Annotated in this window: 16 protein-coding genes; 3 read left to right on the forward strand and 13 right to left on the reverse strand. The window is 68.3% G+C overall.

The annotated features are described in order from the left end of the window. Window positions 1–3: 3 nt before the first annotated feature. The 4 genes from ACFVIV_RS19465 to ACFVIV_RS19480 all read right to left on the reverse strand — a co-directional run bounded on the left by ACFVIV_RS19465 (window position 4) and on the right by ACFVIV_RS19480 (window position 3,961). Window positions 4–468, reverse strand: coding sequence for a ParB N-terminal domain-containing protein (locus ACFVIV_RS19465; RefSeq protein ID WP_379198134.1), 465 nt, complete (start codon window positions 466–468; stop codon window positions 4–6). Between the two features lie 383 nt (window positions 469–851). Then, on the reverse strand, window positions 852–1,856 hold the full coding sequence (locus ACFVIV_RS19470) for a GAF domain-containing protein (protein ID WP_379198136.1): 1,005 nt from the start codon (window positions 1,854–1,856) through the stop codon (window positions 852–854). A 15-nt stretch (window positions 1,857–1,871) separates the two neighbouring features. Further along, complete coding sequence (locus ACFVIV_RS19475) at window positions 1,872–2,687, reverse strand: SDR family NAD(P)-dependent oxidoreductase (protein WP_379198138.1); 816 nt, start codon at window positions 2,685–2,687, stop codon at window positions 1,872–1,874. 128 nt (window positions 2,688–2,815) lie between these two features. After that, on the reverse strand, window positions 2,816–3,961 hold the full coding sequence (locus ACFVIV_RS19480) for an acyl-CoA dehydrogenase family protein (protein WP_379198140.1): 1,146 nt from the start codon (window positions 3,959–3,961) through the stop codon (window positions 2,816–2,818). A 324-nt stretch (window positions 3,962–4,285) separates the two neighbouring features. Here ACFVIV_RS19480 and ACFVIV_RS19485 point away from each other — a divergent pair, with 324 nt between their 5' ends. Beyond that, complete coding sequence (locus ACFVIV_RS19485) at window positions 4,286–6,364, forward strand: M13 family metallopeptidase (protein WP_379198142.1); 2,079 nt, start codon at window positions 4,286–4,288, stop codon at window positions 6,362–6,364. 14 nt (window positions 6,365–6,378) lie between these two features. Here ACFVIV_RS19485 and ACFVIV_RS19490 read toward each other — a convergent pair whose 3' ends face one another. The 7 genes from ACFVIV_RS19490 to ACFVIV_RS19520 form a co-directional block, all read right to left on the reverse strand. Continuing rightward, complete coding sequence (locus tag ACFVIV_RS19490) at window positions 6,379–7,257, reverse strand: lysophospholipid acyltransferase family protein (protein WP_379198144.1); 879 nt, start codon at window positions 7,255–7,257, stop codon at window positions 6,379–6,381. Window positions 7,258–7,335: 78 nt separating this feature from the next. Then, window positions 7,336–9,078: an alpha/beta hydrolase gene (locus ACFVIV_RS19495; RefSeq protein ID WP_379198146.1), complete on the reverse strand. Its 1,743-nt coding sequence runs from the start codon at window positions 9,076–9,078 to the stop codon at window positions 7,336–7,338. A 659-nt stretch (window positions 9,079–9,737) separates the two neighbouring features. Then, window positions 9,738–11,213 carry a GTPase HflX gene (hflX, locus tag ACFVIV_RS19500; RefSeq protein WP_379198148.1) on the reverse strand — a complete coding sequence of 492 codons (1,476 nt, stop codon included), beginning with the start codon at window positions 11,211–11,213 and terminating at the stop codon, window positions 9,738–9,740. 62 nt (window positions 11,214–11,275) lie between these two features. Beyond that, on the reverse strand, window positions 11,276–12,193 hold the full coding sequence (dapF, locus tag ACFVIV_RS19505) for a diaminopimelate epimerase (protein WP_379198150.1): 918 nt from the start codon (window positions 12,191–12,193) through the stop codon (window positions 11,276–11,278). Window positions 12,194–12,198: 5 nt separating this feature from the next. Beyond that, complete coding sequence (locus ACFVIV_RS19510; RefSeq protein WP_379198152.1) at window positions 12,199–13,014, reverse strand: TrmH family RNA methyltransferase; 816 nt, start codon at window positions 13,012–13,014, stop codon at window positions 12,199–12,201. Window positions 13,015–13,026: 12 nt separating this feature from the next. Beyond that, window positions 13,027–13,968: a tRNA (adenosine(37)-N6)-dimethylallyltransferase MiaA gene (miaA, locus tag ACFVIV_RS19515; RefSeq protein ID WP_379198154.1), complete on the reverse strand. Its 942-nt coding sequence runs from the start codon at window positions 13,966–13,968 to the stop codon at window positions 13,027–13,029. After that, window positions 13,944–14,396 (reverse strand): hypothetical protein, encoded by a 453-nt coding sequence (locus ACFVIV_RS19520; RefSeq protein WP_379198156.1) that lies wholly within the window; start codon window positions 14,394–14,396, stop codon window positions 13,944–13,946. The genes miaA and ACFVIV_RS19520 overlap by 25 nt, the downstream gene beginning before the upstream one ends. Before the next feature lie 522 nt (window positions 14,397–14,918). On the opposite strand from ACFVIV_RS19520, the gene ACFVIV_RS19525 reads away from it, so the two are divergent. After that, window positions 14,919–16,343 (forward strand): DUF349 domain-containing protein, encoded by a 1,425-nt coding sequence (locus tag ACFVIV_RS19525; RefSeq protein WP_379198158.1) that lies wholly within the window; start codon window positions 14,919–14,921, stop codon window positions 16,341–16,343. Between the two features lie 464 nt (window positions 16,344–16,807). Then, a complete protein-coding gene (locus tag ACFVIV_RS19530) occupies window positions 16,808–17,593 on the forward strand; it encodes a phosphatase (RefSeq protein ID WP_379198160.1) in 786 nt (261 codons plus the stop codon). 58 nt (window positions 17,594–17,651) lie between these two features. On the opposite strand, the gene ACFVIV_RS19535 is transcribed toward ACFVIV_RS19530, so the two are convergent. Continuing rightward, on the reverse strand, window positions 17,652–18,233 hold the full coding sequence (locus ACFVIV_RS19535) for a hypothetical protein (RefSeq protein ID WP_379198242.1): 582 nt from the start codon (window positions 18,231–18,233) through the stop codon (window positions 17,652–17,654). A 420-nt stretch (window positions 18,234–18,653) separates the two neighbouring features. After that, window positions 18,654–20,183, reverse strand: a complete 1,530-nt coding sequence (gene miaB, locus ACFVIV_RS19540) for a tRNA (N6-isopentenyl adenosine(37)-C2)-methylthiotransferase MiaB (protein WP_379198244.1) — start codon at window positions 20,181–20,183, stop codon at window positions 18,654–18,656. Window positions 20,184–20,320 lie beyond the last annotated feature (137 nt).

The raw sequence follows: 20,320 nt of genomic DNA on the forward strand, positions 1-20,320 counted from the left end.
GAATTATCCGGCGACCATTCGCCGAGAGATTGCCGACACACCGGATAACCTCCGCTGTGCCGCTTCCGCCGATCGTTTCCGAATATCCGCGATGACTCGCTCGGGCAAACCGACCACTTCGCCCAGCTTCCGGTTCGACCATGCCGGATAGAAGGTCAGCGCGCGCTCGGCGGCGGCTTTGCGGTCGGAGGTGGACAGCGGCAGGCCGTGCGCGTTGTTCAGCTGCACCGCCAGCAGGAACGCTTGACCATCGTCGCCGTCGAAGTAGACCGCGTCGATCCACTGCGCGCCGCAGGCTTGCGCCGCGCGCACCCGATGCAGGCCATCGATGACCGTCATTCGCGGGCGGTGCACGACTATCGGCGGCAGCGCCGCCGCGACATCCGAGAGTGCGTCGATATGCCGTGCGACTTCACCCGCTTTCCGGACCATGCTCTCGATACGCAATCGGTACAAGGGAATTCGCACGAATGCCGAGGGAACCGTATCGAGAACAGGATGATTCGCGTCCAGAGGGTGAGCCCTCCGCGTCTTCCCCCGTCCGAGCATGACTGCCGCCCTCCTACGCCGAACAGCCCTGCTTCCCGGGCGAACGCCGTCAGCGTTGCGGGCAGGGCTTGTCAACGACGCGCCAGGCGGCATCATGGGGATCACCGACAAGATTCCCGCTCACGCGGGTGCGTACCGGTCGCACTCTAATGATCCGGAGTCCCGCCTTCAAGCGAGCAAATCCATTGTTGCGCTGCGTCTTTCACAGCCGTCCGCGGTGACCTGGGGTGCGGATTCAGCCGGTGTTACCTACACGACAAACATTTCCGATGGTCTGTTTGCTGACCGTGCGGAATCACCCGCTAACCATCGACCTCACGGACCGTGACCAGCGCGGCGGTGGTGTACTGATCGAGCGCCATGAGGACGGCGCGGGCATGGACCGGTTTCCAGCCGCCGTCGAGCGTCCTGAGGCGCAGCCGCCCGGCGGTGCGGGTGTGCGCGAGGTCGCGGCTCATGGTCTTCGCCGCCGTGATGTCGTCCGGATGGATCGCCGGCTCGGGTTCCCCGGCCAGGGCCTGCCAGGCGATCTCCGGCATGGCGGGTCCCATCCAGCGCAGCAGTCGCAGGGTGCGCAGGTCGACGATGGCTCGGAACTCGCCGTCGGCCGCGGCCGCGTCGAGCACGCGGTGCTCGAGAATCACCGGCGGCGGCGCGGCGCTGATATCGGTCGCATCGCCGATATCGTGGGTGACCCCGCGCAGGAGCACTTCGGATTCTCCTGTGGCACTGCGTTCTTCGAGCATTCGGCAGGAGAAGTGCGCCGCGCGCAGGGCCCCGTCGTCGCGGCGGACGGTCCACACCGCCTGGTGTTCGGTGCCCGGCGCCGACCTGACCACCTTGGCCAGCGCGTCCGACTCGTCGCTATTGGTGATGACGCGGGTGAAGACGCCCGCGATGGCGTGTTCGCGGGCCCGCTGCTCCGGGGGTACGCCGTACAGGTCCAGCAGCTCGTCGGAGCGGGTGGACTTCGAGGTGGAAAGGTTGAAGTACCACGCCCCCACCGGATCTCGCGGCGGAACCTGCTCCTCGACCGGCCCCGACCACACCAGGACCGCGTGCATTCGCTCGGGCGTGATCAGCCTCGGCACCGTCACGGTGCGGCGGCGCCCATCGTCGCTGATCATCTCCACCGGCGCCAGCGTGCCGGCGGTCGCCGCTATCGCCCCGCGAATCGTCGCCAGCGTCTCACGATGCCGGAAGAGCTGCGCCAGCGAAATGAATTTCCTTGGCGCACTGCCGAGTCCGATCACCGTGGGTTCGCCGCCGCCGAAGGTTTCGATCAGCAGCCACCGCGTGCCAGCCATCGCCGTATTCCCCTTTTATCCCCTGACCACAAGCCGAATCAGCCGCTCGTACTGGCCGCCTGCCATCCGGGCGGCGGTATCGGCGAGGATCGCGTCGGGTCCTATCAGAACACGACTCCTACCCTGTGCGATACCGCGCAGAATGATTCGCGCGGCCTGCTCCGGGTGGGTGCGAGCGACATGGCGGTCGAAACGAACCGCCGCCCGATGCGCGTCGACCCCCGCGGCCGACAGCGCCGACCACGCGATCCCGGTCTTCACCCCGCCCGGATACACACAGGTCACAGCCACCTGGGGATGCTCGCGCAGTTCCGATCGCAGCGACTCGGTGAACCCCCGGATCGCGAACTTGGCCGCGGTATACGGGGCCGCCCCGCCCAGCCCGATCAGCCCGTACGCGGAGGAAAGATTCGCGATCCGCCCCCGCGACGACTGCACGACCGCCGGCAGGAACGCCTTCGTACTCGCCACTGTCGCACCGAAATTCGCCCGCATCACCGCATCGAAATCGGCCGGCGCGGACTCGGCCACACCACCGTAGTACAGCCGTCCCGCATTGTTGATCAGAAAATCGACCCCGCCGAACCGTCCACCGACCTCCCCCGCCACCTCGCCCATCCGCGCGGCATCGGCGGCATCGGCGACCAACCCGACGCCCTCCCCGCCGCCGCGCCGCACCACCTCCACCGTCTCCCCCAACGCCGCCTCGTCGATATCCACCAGCGCCACCGCGGCCCCCGCCCGAGCCAGCCGCACCGCGAGCTCACGCCCGATCCCGGCCCCCGCCCCGGTGACAACCGCGATACCGCCCGCATAAAAACTACGATCCATGCCGTCGAGTCTGCCCACCCACCCGGCTTCGCGCGACATAGGCTCTGCGCCAACCCATCCCGGTCGCCGAAAACCCGGAGGCGGCCGGAACGAATCCGGCCGCCTCCGAGCGGGAAAGCCGCCTTCTGTCAGGACAGTTTCAGGCTGCGGCCGATGATCTCCTTCATGATCTCGGTGGTGCCGCCGTAGATGGTCTGGACGCGGGCGTCCATGTACGCCTTGGCGATCGGGTATTCGCGCATGTAGCCGTAGCCGCCGTGCAGCTGCAGGCACTTGGTGATGAGGTCGAGTTGTTCCTCGGTGCTCCACATCTTGGCCATGGCGGCTTCCTCGGCGGTGAGCTTCTCCTGGTTGAGCAGCTCGATGCAGCGGTCGGTGAAGACGCGGACGGCGGTGGTCTTGGTGGCCAGCTCGGCCAGCACGAAGCGGGTGTTCTGCTGGGCGCCAATGGGTTTGCCGAAGGCCTTGCGGTCGCGGACGTACTGGATGGTGGTCTCCAGGCAGCCCTCCATGGCGGCGGCGGCCATGACGGCGATGGACAGGCGCTCCTGCGGCAGGTTCTGCATCAGGTGGATGAAGCCCTGGCCCTCGGTGCCGAGCAGGTTCTTGCCGGGGACGCGGACATCGGTGAAGGACAGCTCCGCGGTGTCCTGCGCCTTGAGGCCGATCTTGTCCAGATTGCGGCCGCGCTCGAAGCCGGGCATGCCGCGTTCGACGACGAGCAGGGAGAAGCCCATCGCGCCCTTCTCGGGATCGGTCTGGGCGACCACGATGACGATATCGGCATTGATGCCATTGGTGATGAAGGTCTTGGCGCCGTTGAGAATCCAGTCGTCGCCGTCGCGAACCGCGCGGGTCTTGATGCCCTGCAGGTCCGAGCCGGTGCCGGGCTCGGTCATAGCGATGGCGGTAATGATCTCGCCGGAACAGAAGCCGGGCAGCCAGCGCGCCTTCTGCTCCTCGTTCGCCAGCTCCAGCAGGTACGGCGCGATGACATCGTTGTGCAGACCGAAGCCCAGGCCGGAATACTGGCCCTTGGTGGTCTCCTCGGTGACCACGGCGTTGTAGCGGAAGTCCTTCACCCCGCCGCCGCCGAACTCCTCCGGCACGGCCATGCCGAGGAAGCCCTGCTTACCGGCCTCCAGCCACACCGCGCGATCGACGATGCCCGCCTTCTCCCACTCCTCGTGGTGGGGCGCCACATGCTGATCGAGAAACTTTCGGAACGACTCCCGGAAAAGATCGTGTTCGGGTTCGAAAAGAGTGCGCTCCACGCCAACCTCCTGAAGTGACCACATCGGCACATCGCCTATGCCCCATACCGTACACGGAACCCGAATGGTCGTTCACTTCGAATCACTGGAAACCGCCTCGAACTGGGAATTTTCTTGGATCATTCCTCCAGGGGACCCTCTGAACCCGAGTAAACCTACTCGATAGTCGGGAAGTATCGGCGGAGGCGGCCGCGCCGACTCGCGCGGCCGATGGCTCAGGGACGCGTCAGGGTGATGTTCAGGGGCCGGGTACCCCCGCAGGCGCATCGATGATCATCACGCAGCCCGATCACGCGCCGCTCCCGGTCCCGTAGCGTCGCGAATATGACTGGGAGCGAACGCAATACGGGAGACGAACGCACTGCCCACGGCCGGTTCGGCCGGCGGCGGTTCCTGGCCGGAACCGCGGCGATCCCGCTGGTCGTCGCGCTGGCCGCGTGCACGAAGGACAGCGCGCCCACACCTGCCACCGGCCCCGATCTGACGGGCATGGACCCGGCCATCCGCCCGCAGGACGACCTGTACCGCCATGTCAACGGCGCCTGGTTGCGGGACTTCCAGCTGCCCGCGGACAAACCCTCCTACGGGGCCTTCGAGGAACTCATCGACCGCAACGAGGAGCGGTTGAAGACCGTGCTCGAATCCCTCTCCGATGCCGCGCCCGGCACCGATCAGCAGCGGTTGCGCGCTCTCTACGAGGGCTTCCTGGACACCGCCGCGCTCGATCGGGCGGGCATCGCGCCGCTGGCCGATCTACTGGGAGAGATCGAACAGGCCGGCACCCGCACCGACCTCGCGCGCATTGCCGGCAGGCTGACCACGCTCGGGGTTCCCGCGCTCTTCCAGCTGTGGATCTGGCCCGATCGCATGGATTCGACCCGGCATCGACCGTATCTGATGCAGTCCGGACTCGGCCTGCCGGACGAGTCCTACTACCGGGAACCGCAGTACGCCGAGCTGCGCGACGCCTACCGCACCTATCTCGAGCGCATCGCCCAGGCGGCCGGGGTACCCGCCGCGGGCGAGGTCGCCGCCCGGACGCTGGAGCTGGAGACCCGGATCGCCGCCGGGCACGTGGATCTGCCGCGCTTGATCGAATCGCTGTCGTCGTATCACCCGTACGAATGGCGGCAGCTGGCCGAGCTGGCGCCGGGATTCGAATGGGATGCCTGGCTGTCCGGATTGACCGACCGCCCAGGGGATTTCGGCACCGTGCTCGTGGATCAGCCCGGTTATGCCACCGCCCTCGCCCGCGTCTGGGCCGAGACCGATGTCGCCGTCTGGCGGGACTACCTGCGGCTGCGGCTCATCGCGCGCTACGCGCCCGCGCTGGCGAAACCCTTCGCCGACGCCCACTTCGACTGCTACGACAAGGCCATACAAGGCACCCGGGAGCAGCCGGAGCGCTGGCGCGGGGCGGTCCGGATCGTGCGGGAGCGGCTCGGCGACGCCCTCGGCCGCCAGTACGTGGACAAGTACTTCCCGGCCGGCACCAAGAAGCTCGTCGAGGAGCTGGTGCGGGATCTGCTCGCCGCCTATCGGACAGCGCTGTCGGAGACCCCGTGGATGTCCGAGGCCACCCGCCGGGCCGCGGTCGCCAAGGTGGACAAGGTGGTCGCGGTGACCGGTTATCCGGAGCGGTGGCGCGACTACTCCGGCCTGACGGTGCCGCGCGACTCGCTCATCGCCGCCCTGCGCGCCGTCGACAGCCACGAATTCCGTTGGGAGCTGGGCAAACTCACGCGCCCCGCCGACCGCACCGAATGGTCGATGTTGACGCCCTCGGATGTGAACGCCAGCTACAGTTGGGAACTCAACCGGATTCTGCTGCCCGCGGGCATTCTGCAATCGCCGTTCTTCGATCCCGAGGCCGAACCGGCCGTCAACTACGGCGGCATCGGCATGGTCATCGCCCACGAAATGGGCCACGGATTCGACAGCGGCGGTTCGAAATACGATGCCGACGGCACCCTGCGCGACTGGTGGACACCGCAGGACAAGGCCGCGTTCGAGGCCAAGACCAAACTCGTTATCGAGCAATACAATCCGCTCGTCCCGGAAGGGCTGACGCCCGAACAGCACGTCGACGGCGAACTCACCGTCACCGAGAACCTCGCCGACCTGCGCGGACTCACCACCGCACTGGCCGCGTTCCGGCTGGCCGAACAGCGGCGCGGCGTGACCGATCCCGACTACCGCCCGCTCTTCCTCGCCTACGCCCGCATGTGGCGGCACGCCGCGACCGGCGAATACACCGCCAGCATGGTGGCGCTGGATTCGCACTCCCCCGCCGAGTTCCGCGTCAACCAGGTGGCCCGCAATATGCCCGAGTTCCACACCGCGTTCGGAGTCCAGCCCGCCGACCGTATGTATCTGGCCCCGGACCTGCGCGTCACCATGTGATCGGGCGGCGGGTCCTACCAGCCGACGGCGGACAGGGTGCGGCCCAGCAGGCTGCGCCCGCGGTCCTTGTCGCGCTCGGCGAGCAGGAAGTCGAGTTCGCCTTCCAGGGCCTTGCGGACCACCGATTGCAGTTCGAGCGCGGCCTCTTCCGGATCGGCCGCATCGCGCCACGGGCTGGTGTCGATGGGCGTGCCGAGGGAGAAGTAGAAGCGTTCGGGCTTGGGCAGCAGGGTGGGGCCGACGCCGCGAATGAGCGGGGGCGTGAGGTTGGCGCGCAGGCCCAGGCCGACGACCAGGCTGCGCAGCGGGCGCATGACCGGATCGTCGCCGTCGAAGATGATGTCGTAGATGTCGTCGCCGCCGATCATGGCGGTGGGCACGATGGGCGCACCGGTGTCGATGGCCATGCGCGCGAAGCCGGTGCGGCCCTCCCACAGCAGCTTGTACTTCTGCCCCTTGCCGCGCATGGCTTCTCGGCCGCCGCCGGGGAAGACCGCCACGGCCTCGCCCTGCCGCAACAAGGTCGTGCAGTTGTGCCGGTTGCCGCGCACGATTCCCAAGCGGTGCAGGGCATCTCGCAGACCCGGCACATCGATGAGCACGTTCTCGGCCAGCCCCCGCACCAGCCGGTCACGCTTGGCGAGCACCTCGGCCGCGAGCAGCGGTGCGTCGGTGCCGCCGGCGAGGGTGTGGTTGCCGACCAGCAGCACCGGGCCGTCGTCCGGGATGTTGTCCATGCCGTAGAAGCGCGGGCTGAACCAGGCGCGCGAGGGCGCGGTCAGCACATCGATGATGCGCCGATCGGTAGCGGACAACTCGACGTGCAGCGGCGCGCCATCGGTGAGCCGCTGCGGAGTCTCATTTGCGGACGACTGATTGTCGGTTCGAGTCAAGACACCCTCCCTGCACTGAATTCGATAACGGCATCGTAACGAAATTCAGTGCGGGGCACCGACTGTGGGTGGCGCAGCCTACTTGTGGGCTATCTCCCACTCCGAATCCTCGTTGAGGGCCTGGCGAATCCGGTCTTCCAGGTCCGGGGTCCATTCCGGTGGCGGGGCGACCGCCTCCCAGCCGTCCAGGACCAGGGTGCCGTAGCGGTGGCCGTGGCCGGAGGGGACCTTCTGGGCGTGGGCGAGGTCGGCGCTCACCTGCCAGAAGGTGACGATGGGCCACCAGCGCATGGATTTCGACACATCGGGGCCGCGGGGTTCGGCCAGCCAATCGGGTTGTTCGAACAGGAGATCCGGGGACCACCAGACGATGGGGTCCGAAGCGTGCTGCAAATAGACGATGCGCGGTTGCAGCCACGTGCTGGGCGGGCGCTCGAGATCCGCGGCGTCGGCGGCGAAACGGACGATGAGGCCGTCGGCATAGATGGGGAGGATCTCCGGGGTGCCGGGATCGCGGCGGATTTCGAGAGAACTCCAGATGCGATTGGAATTCGGCGGGCCGACCCACAGGACGCCGTCGACCAGGGAGCGGATGTCATCGAGGCCGGTGAAAGCGCCCTCCGAGCCCTGGGATCCGAGGCTTTCGCCGTAGACGAGCAGCTTCGGGCGGGCGTCCGGAGGTAGTTGCGCCCAGCGGGCGTGCACCGCGTGCACCAGTAGTCGGCCGGCTTCCGTCGCCTTGTTCTTGTCGGAGAGGAACGACAGGACGCTCGGGAGGTACGAATACTGGGTGGCGGCGATCGCGGTATTGCCGCCGTACATGAATTCGATGGCCTCGGCGGTGGTCGAGTCGACCCAGCCGGTGCCGGTGGTGGTCACGACTACCAGGACTTCGCGTTCGAATGCCTTGGTGCGGTCCAATTCGCGGACTACGAGATTGGCGATGTCCTCGGGGGTCGGGGCGGATTGCAGACCGGCGTAGACGCGGATCGGGTCGAGTGCGGGTTTGCCGGTGACCTGCGCGATTCGGTCCTTTGTTGGGACGAAGGAGACGAACCAGCGGCCCTCTGAGCCCAGGGTGTCCCAGGGGGCGAGTGACTCGGGACTGCCCGACCGTTCGGGCAGCTGTGGCTGCTGCGCCGCCGCCGAGGTGTGACCGTTTCGCAGGCTGAACGCTGAATTGGCCGCGTCGAAGAACAGTTTCACCAGGACGCCCTGGAACAGCAGGACGGCGGCCACGGCCACAATGGCGACGGCGGTGGGCACCGCGACCACGCGCGGGAGGCGCCAGCGGATATTCAGGATTCGGATCGCCGACCGTAATGCCCAGCGCACCAAGCGGAATAGCCCGACCACGAAGGCGACCGTCGCTGCCGCGACCAGTTCGGTGCGGAGATATCCGGATGTGGTGGTGGGGTCCATGCCCATGAGGACTTCGAGATCACGCTGCCAGCGGGCGGAGCGCGCCAGGATGATTGCGGCGCCGACAATGCAGACTAGGACGATGACGGCCTTGATGGCATCGCGCACGGCTTGGGGCTGGTTCTCCAGAGCCGCTATGCGGGCGGGCGTTTCGGGTAGGCGTGGGCGGATCCAGCGGCGGAATGCCCATTCGAGTACACAGCCGACGCCGTAGCCGATGGCGGCGGTGACGCCGCTGACCAAGCCCTGGAAGATCCAGCTGCGTGGCAGCAGCGACGGGGAGACGGACCATGCGAAGAAGATGGCCGCTACCAGCAGGCCGAAGTAGTTCGGGCGCACGGCGGTTTCGGCGGCGCGCAGTGCCGCCAAGAGCCGAGCAGACAATGCGGGGTCAGCCATTAGGCGAGTGTTACGCGATATTTGCGGGTGGGGGGACAGTGACACACCACGGGAATCTGATTAGGCCCGCTCGTGGCTGTGTTTAATTTGCCTCCGCTTCGCTCCGGCGGGGTTCGGGGCCTGACGGTCTCGATTTTTCCCTCCCTCCGCGCACGCCGGAGCTCCTCCGCTTCGCTCCCCCGCTCCGACGCACGCTCCACTCAGTCCAAAATCGAGACGGCCCCGAACCCACACAGCGAGTCCACCAACTGTCATCCCTGCCGTTAATTGACAGTTCGCCTACGGCGGACAAACACCCAGGCACACGGGCTGGGGACCAGACGGGCTGGTGCCACGGACCGGCCGACAATCGCACCAGCTCGTGACAGCACCAGCTGGCGACCGCACCGGCTGGCGACCGGACCAGCCGACAATCGCACCGGCTGACAACCGCACCAGCTGGCGACCGCATAGGCTGGCGACCGGACCAGCCGGAGCCCGGACCAGCCGACAATCGCACCGGCTGACAACCACCCCGGCTGGCAATCGGACGGGCAGACGACCGCACCAGCTCGTGACCGCACCGGCTGGCGACCGGACCGGCCGGTGCCCGCATCAGTCGGCCATCGGACCGGCCGATGATCGGACCGGCAGGCTGGGGCCTCCGCCTCGTGTGTTGCTTACTCGACCGGATCCGCGCCCGCGTGGGCGTATTCGGCCAGCGGGCCCGCCAGGGAGCGGGGGACGCGGGCGCGGACCAGGGTTCCGGACTCGTCGTGGTCGGAGCTGATGATGCGGCCGTCGGCGTGGATTCGGGCCAGCAGGTCGCCGCGGGTGTAGGGCAGCAGGACGCTGACCTCGACGTCCAGGCCGCCGAGGACGTGGTCCAGGCGGTCGCGGAGTTCGTCTATGCCCTGACCGGTGCGGGCCGAGACGAAGACTGCGTCGGGGAGCCAGCCGCGGATCTCGGTGAGCTCCATGGGGTCCAGGGCGTCGATCTTGTTGACTACCAGCAGTTCCGGCGGGGCCTGGGTCTTGGTTTCGCGGAGGACGTCGGTGATGACCTCGCGGACGGCCTTGATCTGCTCGCCGGGGAGGGGGTCGGAGCCGTCGACGACGTGCAGGAGCAGGTCGGCGCCGGTGACCTCTTCCAGGGTGGAGCGGAAGGCTTCGACGAGTTGGGTGGGGAGGTGGCGGACGAAGCCGACGGTGTCGGTGAAGACTACTTCGCGGCCGTCCTCCAGGGCGGACTTGCGGGTGGTGGGATCGAGGGTGGCGAACAGGGCGTCCTGCACCAGGATTCCGGCATTGGTCAGGGTGTTCATCAGGCTCGACTTGCCGGCGTTGGTGTAGCCGACAATGGCGACCTGGGGAATACCGCTGGAGGTGCGGCGGGCGCGCTTGGTGTCGCGGGCGGTTTTCATCTCGCGGATTTCGCGGCGCAGCTTGGCCATTCGCTCGCGGATGCGGCGGCGGTCGGTTTCGATCTTGGTTTCACCGGGGCCGCGGAGGCCCACACCGCCATTGCTGCCGGCGCGGCCGCCGGCCTGGCGGGACATGGACTCACCCCAGCCGCGCAGGCGCGGCAGCATGTATTCCATCTGGGCCAGCGAGACCTGGGCCTTGCCCTCACGCGAGGTGGCGTGCTGGGCGAAGATGTCCAGGATCAGGGCGGTGCGGTCGATGACCTTGACCTTGACGACCTTTTCCAGCGCGTTGAGCTGGGCGGGGGTCAGTTCACCGTCACAGATGACGGTGTCGGCTTCGGTGTCGAGGACCACGCCGCGCAGCTCGTCGGCCTTGCCGGAGCCGATGTAGGTGGCCGGATCCGGCTTGTCGCGGCGCTGGATCAGGGCGTCCAGGACCTGGGAACCGGCGGTCTCGGCGAGCGCGGCCAACTCGGACATGCTCGCTTCGGCCTGTGCGGCGCTGCCTTCGGTCCAGACGCCGACCAGCACGACTCGTTCCAGTCGCAGCTGCCGGTACTCGACCTCGGTGATGTCGGTGAGTTCGGTGGACAGCCCGGCCACACGGCGCAGCGAACTGCGCTCCTCGAGCTGCATTTCACCGCGAGTGGGCGCCGCGGACCAACCGGTCGCGGCGTCGTCCTTGATCTCCTCGGCGGGAGTGAACTCGTACGTTTCTGATTTACTCATACGCCTCCATGGTCCCACGGACCAACGAGAAGCCGCATTCGGTTATTTCTGGGCGTGCCTGCTCAGGCGTCCTGCCACCACTTGGCGGCAATGCGGCCGGTGGCCACCAGCACCGAGGGACCGCGCAGGAAGGCGACGCCGTTCTCGATGCTCACGGTGACTTCGCCGCCGGGGATGCGGACTTCCACATGCCCGGTATCGCTCGCCAGGTCGAAGCCGTCGCGCAGCAGTGCGGCCGCCGCCGCGGCGACGGTTCCGGTTCCGCAGGAACGGGTTTCGCCGACGCCGCGCTCGTAGACGCGCATATCCACGCCCTTGCGGCCATCGGAGCCGACGGTCAGGGCGGTGAGGATCTCGACGTTCACGCCGTGCGGGAACAGGCTGTGGTCGAAGCCGGGCATACGGGTCAGGTCCAGCGCCGCCAGATCCTGCGGGGTGAGAGTGGGATCGACGCAGGCCAGGTGCGGGTTGCCGACATCGATGCCGACGCCGGTGAACTGCCGGCCGTCGACGGCGGCGGTGGAATCACCCAGGACCTTGACCGTGCCCATGGTGTTGGTGACCTCACCGTGCACCGGATCGGCGTGGTGGACGACCACCGGGCGGGCCCCGGCGCGGCTGCCGACCACGAACTCCGTGCGCTGTTCGAACCCGTTCGCCACCAGATAGTGCGCGAACACGCGCAGCCCATTGCCGCACATCTCGGCAATGGAGCCGTCGGCATTGCGGTAGTCCATGAACCAGTCGGAGGCGCTCACGCCCTCGGGAAGCGCTGCGATCGCACCGTTTTCGAACAGCGCCCCGGCGCGGGCCACCCGCAGCACGCCGTCGGCGCCGAGCCCGCGCTGGCGATCGCACAGCGCCGCCACCCGCGACTCGGTCAGCTCCAGCCACGCATCCGGATCCGGCAGGATCACGAAATCGTTCTGGGTGCCGTGCCCCTTGGTGAATTCGATATCCGCCGCGCGCTCGTTCTCCATAGTCCTCACCGTATCGCCCGGCGCTGCCGGGAAATCTCGTAGAGCGCCACCGCCGCCGCGGACGGCGCGCCCAGCGTGCCATCGGTCGGGATGCACACCAGCTCGTCGCACGCCTGCTGCCAGGCGGGGGCGAGCGTCTCACTGTCGTCACCGAGGACCAGGACGGTGGCGCCGCCGAATTCGAAATCATCGAGGGCGATCCCGCCGTGGTCGTCACTGCCGACGATACGGGTGTCGATGCCGCGGGCGCGCTGGCGGTCCCGGAACGCGCTCACCTGCGCGGGACCCGAGGCGCGCAGGATGGGGACGGCGAACAGCGCGCCCTCGGAGACGCGCACGCATTGCGGGTCGTAATGGTCGGCGCCCGCGCCGGTGATGATCACCCCGCCCGCGCCGAAGGCGACCGCGGAACGAATGAGCGCGCCCAGGCCCGCGGCCGAGGCGGGCCGGTCGATGACCACCACCGTGGGCGGCTCATCCGATGCGCCGGGCGCGAAGTCGTCGAGTTCCGCGCGCCGGGTCATGGCCACGGCCACCAGTTCCGGCACCGGCTCGGCGGGTTCGGCCAGTTCGGCCATGACCTCGGGCACCAGCCCGACGCCGGGCACGCCGCTGGAGTCCAGGATCTCCCGCGCCCACCCGGACGGTTCGGGCGTGCCCAGCCGGTAGACGAGGGTTTCCAGCGGCCACCGGTATTCCAGCGCCCGGGTGATGGGCCGCCGGCCGTGCACCAGGAAGCGTTGATCGCGCAGGCGTTTGGCCCGGCTGTTCAGATATGCCTGCCAAACCTGGACCGAGGCGGTGTTCGAGCGGCGTGCCACTGCGCGGATGTCCTATTCGTCCCTCGTCGTCGAGGAGCCGATGAGCGCCAGCGCCGTCGCCGCCAGCTCGGGATCGGCGCCGTCCACCCATCGCACCCGCTGATCCCGGCGGAACCACGAGCGCTGTCGTCGAACATAGCGCCGCGTGCCGATGAAGGTGCGCTCCTGTGCTTCGTTCAGGTCGTATTCGTTATCGAAGTGGGCGAGGACTTGTGCGTAACCGATAGCGCGGCGGGCGGTTTGGCCTTCCAGCAGGCCCTGGCCGATGAGCGTGCGCACCTCGTCGAGCAGGCCGGATTCGAACATTTTCGCGGTGCGCAGTTCGATGCGGGCATCGAGTTCGGCGGTCTCGCGGTCGACGCCGATAATGACCGTGCCCCACCGGGGTTCGCCGATCTGGGGTGCGGAGGCGGCGAAGGGCTTGCCGGTCAGCTCGACCACTTCGAGGGCGCGCACCATGCGGCGGCCGTCGGTGGGGAGGATGGTGGCGGCGGCGACCGGGTCGGCCTGCTTCAGGGCTTCGTGGACGATCACCACACCGCGTTCCTCGAGGACCGCCTCCCACTTGGCGCGCACCCCGGGATCGGTGGCCGGGAAATCCCAATCATCCAGCAGCGCTTGCACGTACATCATGGAGCCGCCGACGATGACCGGAGTGTGGCCGCGCGCCATGATGGCCTCCACATCGGCGCGGGCGGCGGTCTGATACGCGGCGACGGTGGCGGTCTCGGTGACGTCGAGGACGTCGAGCTGGTGATGCGGGATGCCGCGGCGTTCGGAGAGCGGGAGTTTCGCGGTGCCGATATCCATGCCGCGATACAGCTGCATGGCGTCGATATTGACGATCTCGCCGTGCAGGCGTTCGGCCAGATCCAGGGCCAGATCCGATTTTCCGGTGGCGGTGGGGCCGACCACCGCGACGGGGGTGATCACGCCGCGCCTCCCGGACGCCATACGCTCACGTGGTAGCCGACGCCGAACGGGGCTGCGGCGTAGAGGGTTTCGACCTGCGGGTCGGCGGCGTCGGCGTCGAAGAGGGCGGCCAGCAGCTGAAAGGCCGGGCGGCCCGCGACGCCGAGTTCGGCGCACAATTGCGGATCCAGAGCCATCAGGGCCTTCCGGTCCCCCGCCGTCAGGGCTCGATCGATCTCCGCCTGCACGTCCGCGGCACGTTCGTCGAAGTAGCGCGGGGCCTTCGTGGACAGGGTCGCCGCGCCGTCGCCGACGATGAGCACGCCATATGGCTCGGGGTCCGCATCGAACCAGGCCCGCAGCTTCGACCCGAAGAGGAGGCATTCGTCGGCGGTGGCCGTGGGGGCGACCACCCAGGCCACCGCGACGGCGTCCGGGGCGACCTGCTCGCGCAACCAACCGGCGATCAAGAGGGGTAACGGTACGAGGGCCGGCTCGGGCGCCGCGACGGGATCGGCCGCGGTGGTGACCAAATCGTTGCCAATGTCGCCGGATCGCAACCTGGGAGCCAAACCGACCCGGATATCGGCTCCGTATCCCTGAAATGTGCCCACCGTATGCGGGGGGAACGCGTGCAGCCCCGCAGCCACGCTGTCATCCGCGCCTAGAACAAACCACCTGGTCGGGGCCGCCCGCAGTTCTGTCGCCGCACGCAACACGGCCGCCCGCAACTCCGCCACCTCGCCGTCGCCGGCCGCGCCCCCGAGTTCGGGTACCAGCACGGGCGGCGAGGGAACCAGCGACGCAACACAGAACACGCCGTCAACCGTAGCGCTAACGCACCTCACCAGCCCCACCCCGCCCGAACACCGCGCCGCCGAGGTGTGCTCAAAGACAGCATTTCCCATCTCAGCCTGGTTGAATGGGATGAGCTAGACCGATGAGCTAGGGCGTAACCAGGCAGCCGTGACGCGCGGCAGGGACGAGGAGCAATGACCGACAACAGCGGAAACGAGAAGGCGACCCACCCGGAGTCCGCCCCCGCGCCGCAGCCCGGCGCCGCCAAGCGACCCTCCCCGGCAGCCGCCGCCGGCCCCCGCCCGGGCGCCCCGGGTCCGAAACCGGAATCTCCGAAACCACATGCCGTCAAGCCCACTCCCGGCCCGGCGACCCCGCATCCACACCCGGTCGTGGTCCCCACCGTGAGCGACCCCAGCCAGTGGGGACGGGTCGACGAGGACGGCACCGCCTGGGTCAAGACCACCGACGGGGAACGCGTCATCGGCTCTTGGCAGGCCGGCGACACCGCCGAGGGTCTCGCCCACTTCGGCCGCCGCTTCGACGACCTGGCCACCGAGGTCGCCCTGCTGGAGGCCCGCCTCGCCGCCGGCACCGACGCCCGCAAGACCAAGGCCGCCGCCACCGCGCTTGCCGAAACATTGCCGACCGCCGCCGTCATCGGCGATATCGAGGGTCTGGCCCAGCGGCTGCAGGCCATCATCGAACACTCCGACGAGGCGGCCGCGCACGCCAAGGAGGAGAAGGAACGCACCCGGCACGAGCAAACCGAGCGCAAAGAAGCCCTGGCCGCCGAGGCCGAGCAGATCGCCGCCGAATCCACCCAGTGGAAGGTCGCCGGCGACCGCCTGCGCGAAATCCTCGACGAGTGGAAGACCATCCGCGGCGTCGACCGCAAGGTGGACGACGCCCTCTGGCGCCGCTTCTCCAAGGCCCGCGAGGCCTTCAACCGCCGCCGCGGCGCCCACTTCGCCGAACTCGACCGCGAACGCGCCGCCGCCAAAACCCGCAAAGAAGAACTCTGCGTCCGCGCCGAAGACCTCTCCAGCTCCACCGACTGGTCCGGCACCGCCGCCGTCTTCCGCGACCTGCTCGCCGAATGGAAAGCCGCCGGCCGCGCCCCCCGCGAGGCCGACGAACAACTCTGGAAGCGCTTCAAGGCCGCCCAGGACATCTTCTTCGCGGCACGCAATGCCCACGCCTCGGAACGCGACGCCGAATTCGAGCACAACGCGGCGGCCAAGGAAGAACTGCTGAAGCACTGCGAGCACATCGACCCGGAAGCCGGCCTCGACGCCGCTCGGGCTGCGCTGCGTGATCTCCAGGAGAAGTGGGACGCCATCGGCAAGGTCCCCCGCGAACGCATCCACGACCTGGAAGCCCGCCTCCGCGCCGTAGAAAAGCGCGTCCGCGACGCCGTAGACGCCCAATGGCGCCGCACCGACCCCGAGGCCATGGCCCGCGCCGCCCAATTCCGGGAACGGGTCGCGCAATTCGAGGAACAAGCGGCCAAGGCCGAGGCTGCGGGCAAGACCCGGGATGCTGAAAAGGCTCGGGAACAAGCCAAGCAATGGCGGGAATGGGCCGAAGCGGCTGAGGGCGCGGTCAGCCAACGCTGAATTGCGCGGTCAACGCTGAATTGCGCGGTCCCGCAGCGAACCGGTGGTCGGCGGGACCGCTTGTGGTGAAGGCATTCCAACCAGGACCGCTCGTGGCTGTGTTTAATTTGCCTCCGCTTCGCTCCGGCGGGGTTCGGGGCCTGACGGTCTCGATTTTTCCCTCCCTCCGCGCACGCCGGAGCTCCTCCGCTTCGCTCCCCCGCTCCGACGCACGCTCCACTCAGTCCAAAATCGAGACGGCCCCGAACCCACACAGCGAGTGCACCAACTGTCATCCCTGCCGTTAATTGACAGTTCGCCTTCGGCGGACGGGCTCGGATAGACCAAACCCGCCACGGCAAATCGGAGTTCACCTGCGTCGGACGGGGCTCGGATAGGCGAAGGCCCTGACGGCATTTCGGAGTTCGAGTAGCTGTGGGCCAGATAGAGACAGGCCGCCCCACCGCCCGATTAGTCTCGGTTCCATGGCACCGAATCGCGAACAGCTCATCGCGCACCTGCTGGCGACGGGCATGGCGGGAACCGTAGCCACCCCACGCGAGAACAATCTCGAGCACTACGCCCGCATGGCGCGCCGAGATCCGCACTACCAGTTCGGGTTAGAGCTCGGCATCTGGACCCCCGACACAGTCCTCGACCTGATGGTCCGCAAAGCAGGCGTAGACCCCCGCCTCAACCACCGCCGGGGCCAGGACACCATAGATCCAGAACTCACGGCCGACGCACTAGACCGCTACGCCGCCCGATTCGGAAAAGCCCTGCAAGCCAAGCAGCGAGTCCTGTTCGCCACCGGCCACCCCCGCACCCTCGCCCGCCTCTACCAGCAACTCGCAACCGCCCTGACCGAGGCAGGCGGCACCGTCGTCCCGCTCCCCGAGGGCCTGGGCTACGCCGCCGAGAACCGTTACGGCACGGTCCGCCGGGTACAAGTCGAGTCCTTCATGGGCGTGGGAATCCTGGCCGACGGCGGCGCCCCGATCCACACCCACTCCCCTCTCCCCATCCAACTCGTCCTGTCCGACCTAGCCGCCCGCGGCGCCCCCATGCCGGATCTCGTTGTCGCCGATCACGGTTGGTGCGGCGGCGCAGCCCAAGCCGGTCTCGACGCCATAGGTTTCGCCGACTGCAATGACCCCGCCTTGTTCGCCGGCGAGGACGAGGGCACCGTCGCCGTGGCCGTCCCCCTCGACGACGGCATCGCCGAGAGACAGTACGACCTGCTCGGCGAATACATCCTCACCCGAGGCTGACCATGAAACAGGCCCGGCGGCAACCGAATCCGGTGCCGCCGGGCCTGTTCACACAAGACTACTTCTCGCCGAAGAGCTTCCGGTGATCGTGCTCCTCCGCCTGCGCCGCCGCAATCCGGCGCTGCTCCTCAGCAGCGAGATGCACCGCCGTCCGACTCCAAACCACGCGCACCCAGTGGAATGTCAGCACCATCGCCGCAACAGTCGCCAGAATGAGCCCGATCCCCGGCCCCGCTCCTTCATAGTTCCCCAGCCCAGGAGTCTGCCGATGCCAGATCGACAACACCCCGAACACACTCGCAATCGCAGTCCCCGCCACCGCAATCCACGCCAGCACCCACCGCCGGGTCAGCAGCGCCGCCAGCGAGAACCCGATCCCGAACACGGTCACGAACCACTCGAACACCCGCGACGGCAACCCGATGTGCTCCTTGATCGCCGCCGCGTCGTACAGCAGCACATCGAACCCCCGCGCCTCCCCCGTATGCGGCAGCACCAGCGACAGCAGCAGCACGAACACCGCCCCCGCGACCACCATGGCCCGCACGCCGGGATCGATCTCCCCCGCGATCCTGCGTTCCACGGCTTCGAGATCCGCACGGAACTGGTCGAAGTCCTGACTGCTCTCGGCCGCCTTCATACTCTCCTCGTTCGCCTCGGGCGCCTGTTCGGACGCCGAATCGGATTGTCCCGCCGGTTCTCCCGGCCCCTCCCCCGCCTCGGCCCCACCCGGCCGGTCCGATGCCGGGCCGGATCCACCGGATCGAACCGCCTTGTCCTCCGGCTGTTTCGGCGATCCGCCGGTCTCCTGAGCCGGGGCGTCGTCGTTGCCTGTCACCGGATCGTCCTTTCGGCGCGCGTCGTCCGGGCCATTGGGGTGTTGCTCGGTCATAGGGCGTGTTCCTGAGTCGGGCAGGAATCCTGCAACGGGGCGGGCACCATCTGAAACATCATCGACCGGGCACTGGTGGCGGACCCTACTCGCACAATGCCGCCACCAGTTCCCGGTGATCGCCTGTCCAGCTGGAGTCGCATGGTCATGCCCGGGGGGCGGGTCTCATCATGCTCCGCATTCCGAGCCGCAGCCGGAGGACACGGGTTCGGGGGCGGGGGCGCCGATGCGCGGGAGGCCGAGGCCGACGCCGATGGGGGCCGTCTTCGGAGTGACGCCGCGTTCGTGGGCGTCGCCGGCGCGGGTGCGGCGGTGGGTGTGGACCTCGCTGTCGGCGATGAGGTGGTGCGGGGCCGCGCCCGTCACGGTGACGGTGACGATGTCGCCGGGGCGGATCTCCGAGCCGGGAGCCAAATCGGCGGGCGGGCGGAAGTGCACCAGGCGGCCGTCGCGGGCGCGACCGCTCATGCGGGCGGTGGCGGCGTTCTTCTTGCCCGCGCCCTCGGCGACCAGCAGTTCCACCTCGGTGCCGATGAGCGCCTGATTGCCTTCCAGCGAGATCTGCTCCTGCAGCGCGATGAGCCGGTCGTAGCGTTCCTGCACAACCGCTTTGGGCAGCTGATCGGGCATGGTCGCGGCGGGCGTGCCGGGGCGAATCGAGTACTGGAAGGTGAAGGCGCTGGTGAACCGCGCCTGCCGGACCACATCCAGGGTCGCCTGGAAGTCTTCCTCGGTCTCGCCGGGGAAGCCGACGATGATGTCGGTGGTGATCGCCGCGTGCGGCATGGCGGCGCGGACCTTCTCGATGATGCCGAGGAACTTCGCGCTGCGGTAGGAACGCCGCATGGCCTTGAGCACGCGGTCGGAGCCGGACTGCAGCGGCATGTGCAGTTGCGGGCAGACGTTGGGGGTCTCGGCCATGGCCTCGATGACGTCATCGGTGAACTCGGCCGGGTGCGGGGAGGTGAAGCGGACACGCTCGAGGCCCTCGATGCCGCCGCAGGCGCGCAGCAGTTTGGCGAAGGCGCCGCGGTCGCGCTCCTCGGTGGGGTCGGCGAAGGAGACGCCGTAGGAGTTGACGTTCTGGCCGAGCAGGGTCACCTCCATGACGCCCTGGTCGACGAGGGCCTGCACTTCGGCGAGCACATCGCCGGGGCGGCGGTCGACTTCCTTGCCGCGCAGCGACGGCACGATGCAGAAGGTGCAGGTGTTGTTGCAACCCACCGAGATCGACACCCAGCCGGCGTAGGCGGATTCCCGCTTGGCGGGCAGGGTGGAGGGGAAGGCTTCCAGGGCCTCGATGATCTCGACCTGGGCCTGCTCATTGTGGCGGGCCCGCTCCAGCAGCACCGGCAGCGAGCCGATGTTGTGGGTGCCGAAGACGACGTCCACCCAGGGCGCCTTCTTGACGACGGTGTCGCGGTCCTTCTGCGCGAGGCAGCCGCCGACGGCGATCTGCATGCCCGGCCGGTCGGCCTTGATGGGCGCGAGGTGCCCGAGCGTCCCGTACAGCTTGTTGTCGGCGTTCTCGCGCACCGCGCAGGTATTGAAAACCACCAGGTCGGCGGTATCGCCGGGAGCCGCCTTGACGTATCCGGCGTCCTCGAGCAGACCCGAGAGGCGTTCGGAATCGTGCACGTTCATCTGGCAGCCGTAGGTGCGGACCTCGTAGGTCCGGGCATCCTGCGCGCCCACCACCGCGTCGACGACCGCGCTACGTGCTGAAACCTGCCCCAACGAATTCACCCAACCAGGGTAATGGCTGCGCCGGAGTGCTCCTCAACCACCATCGCCCGCTCCTAACCGGAAGGTGACCCGCGTCTCTCCCATCACTT

Source organism: Nocardia sp. NPDC127526 (genome assembly GCF_042672265.1).
Taxonomy (GTDB): Bacteria; Actinomycetota; Actinomycetes; order Mycobacteriales; family Mycobacteriaceae; genus Nocardia.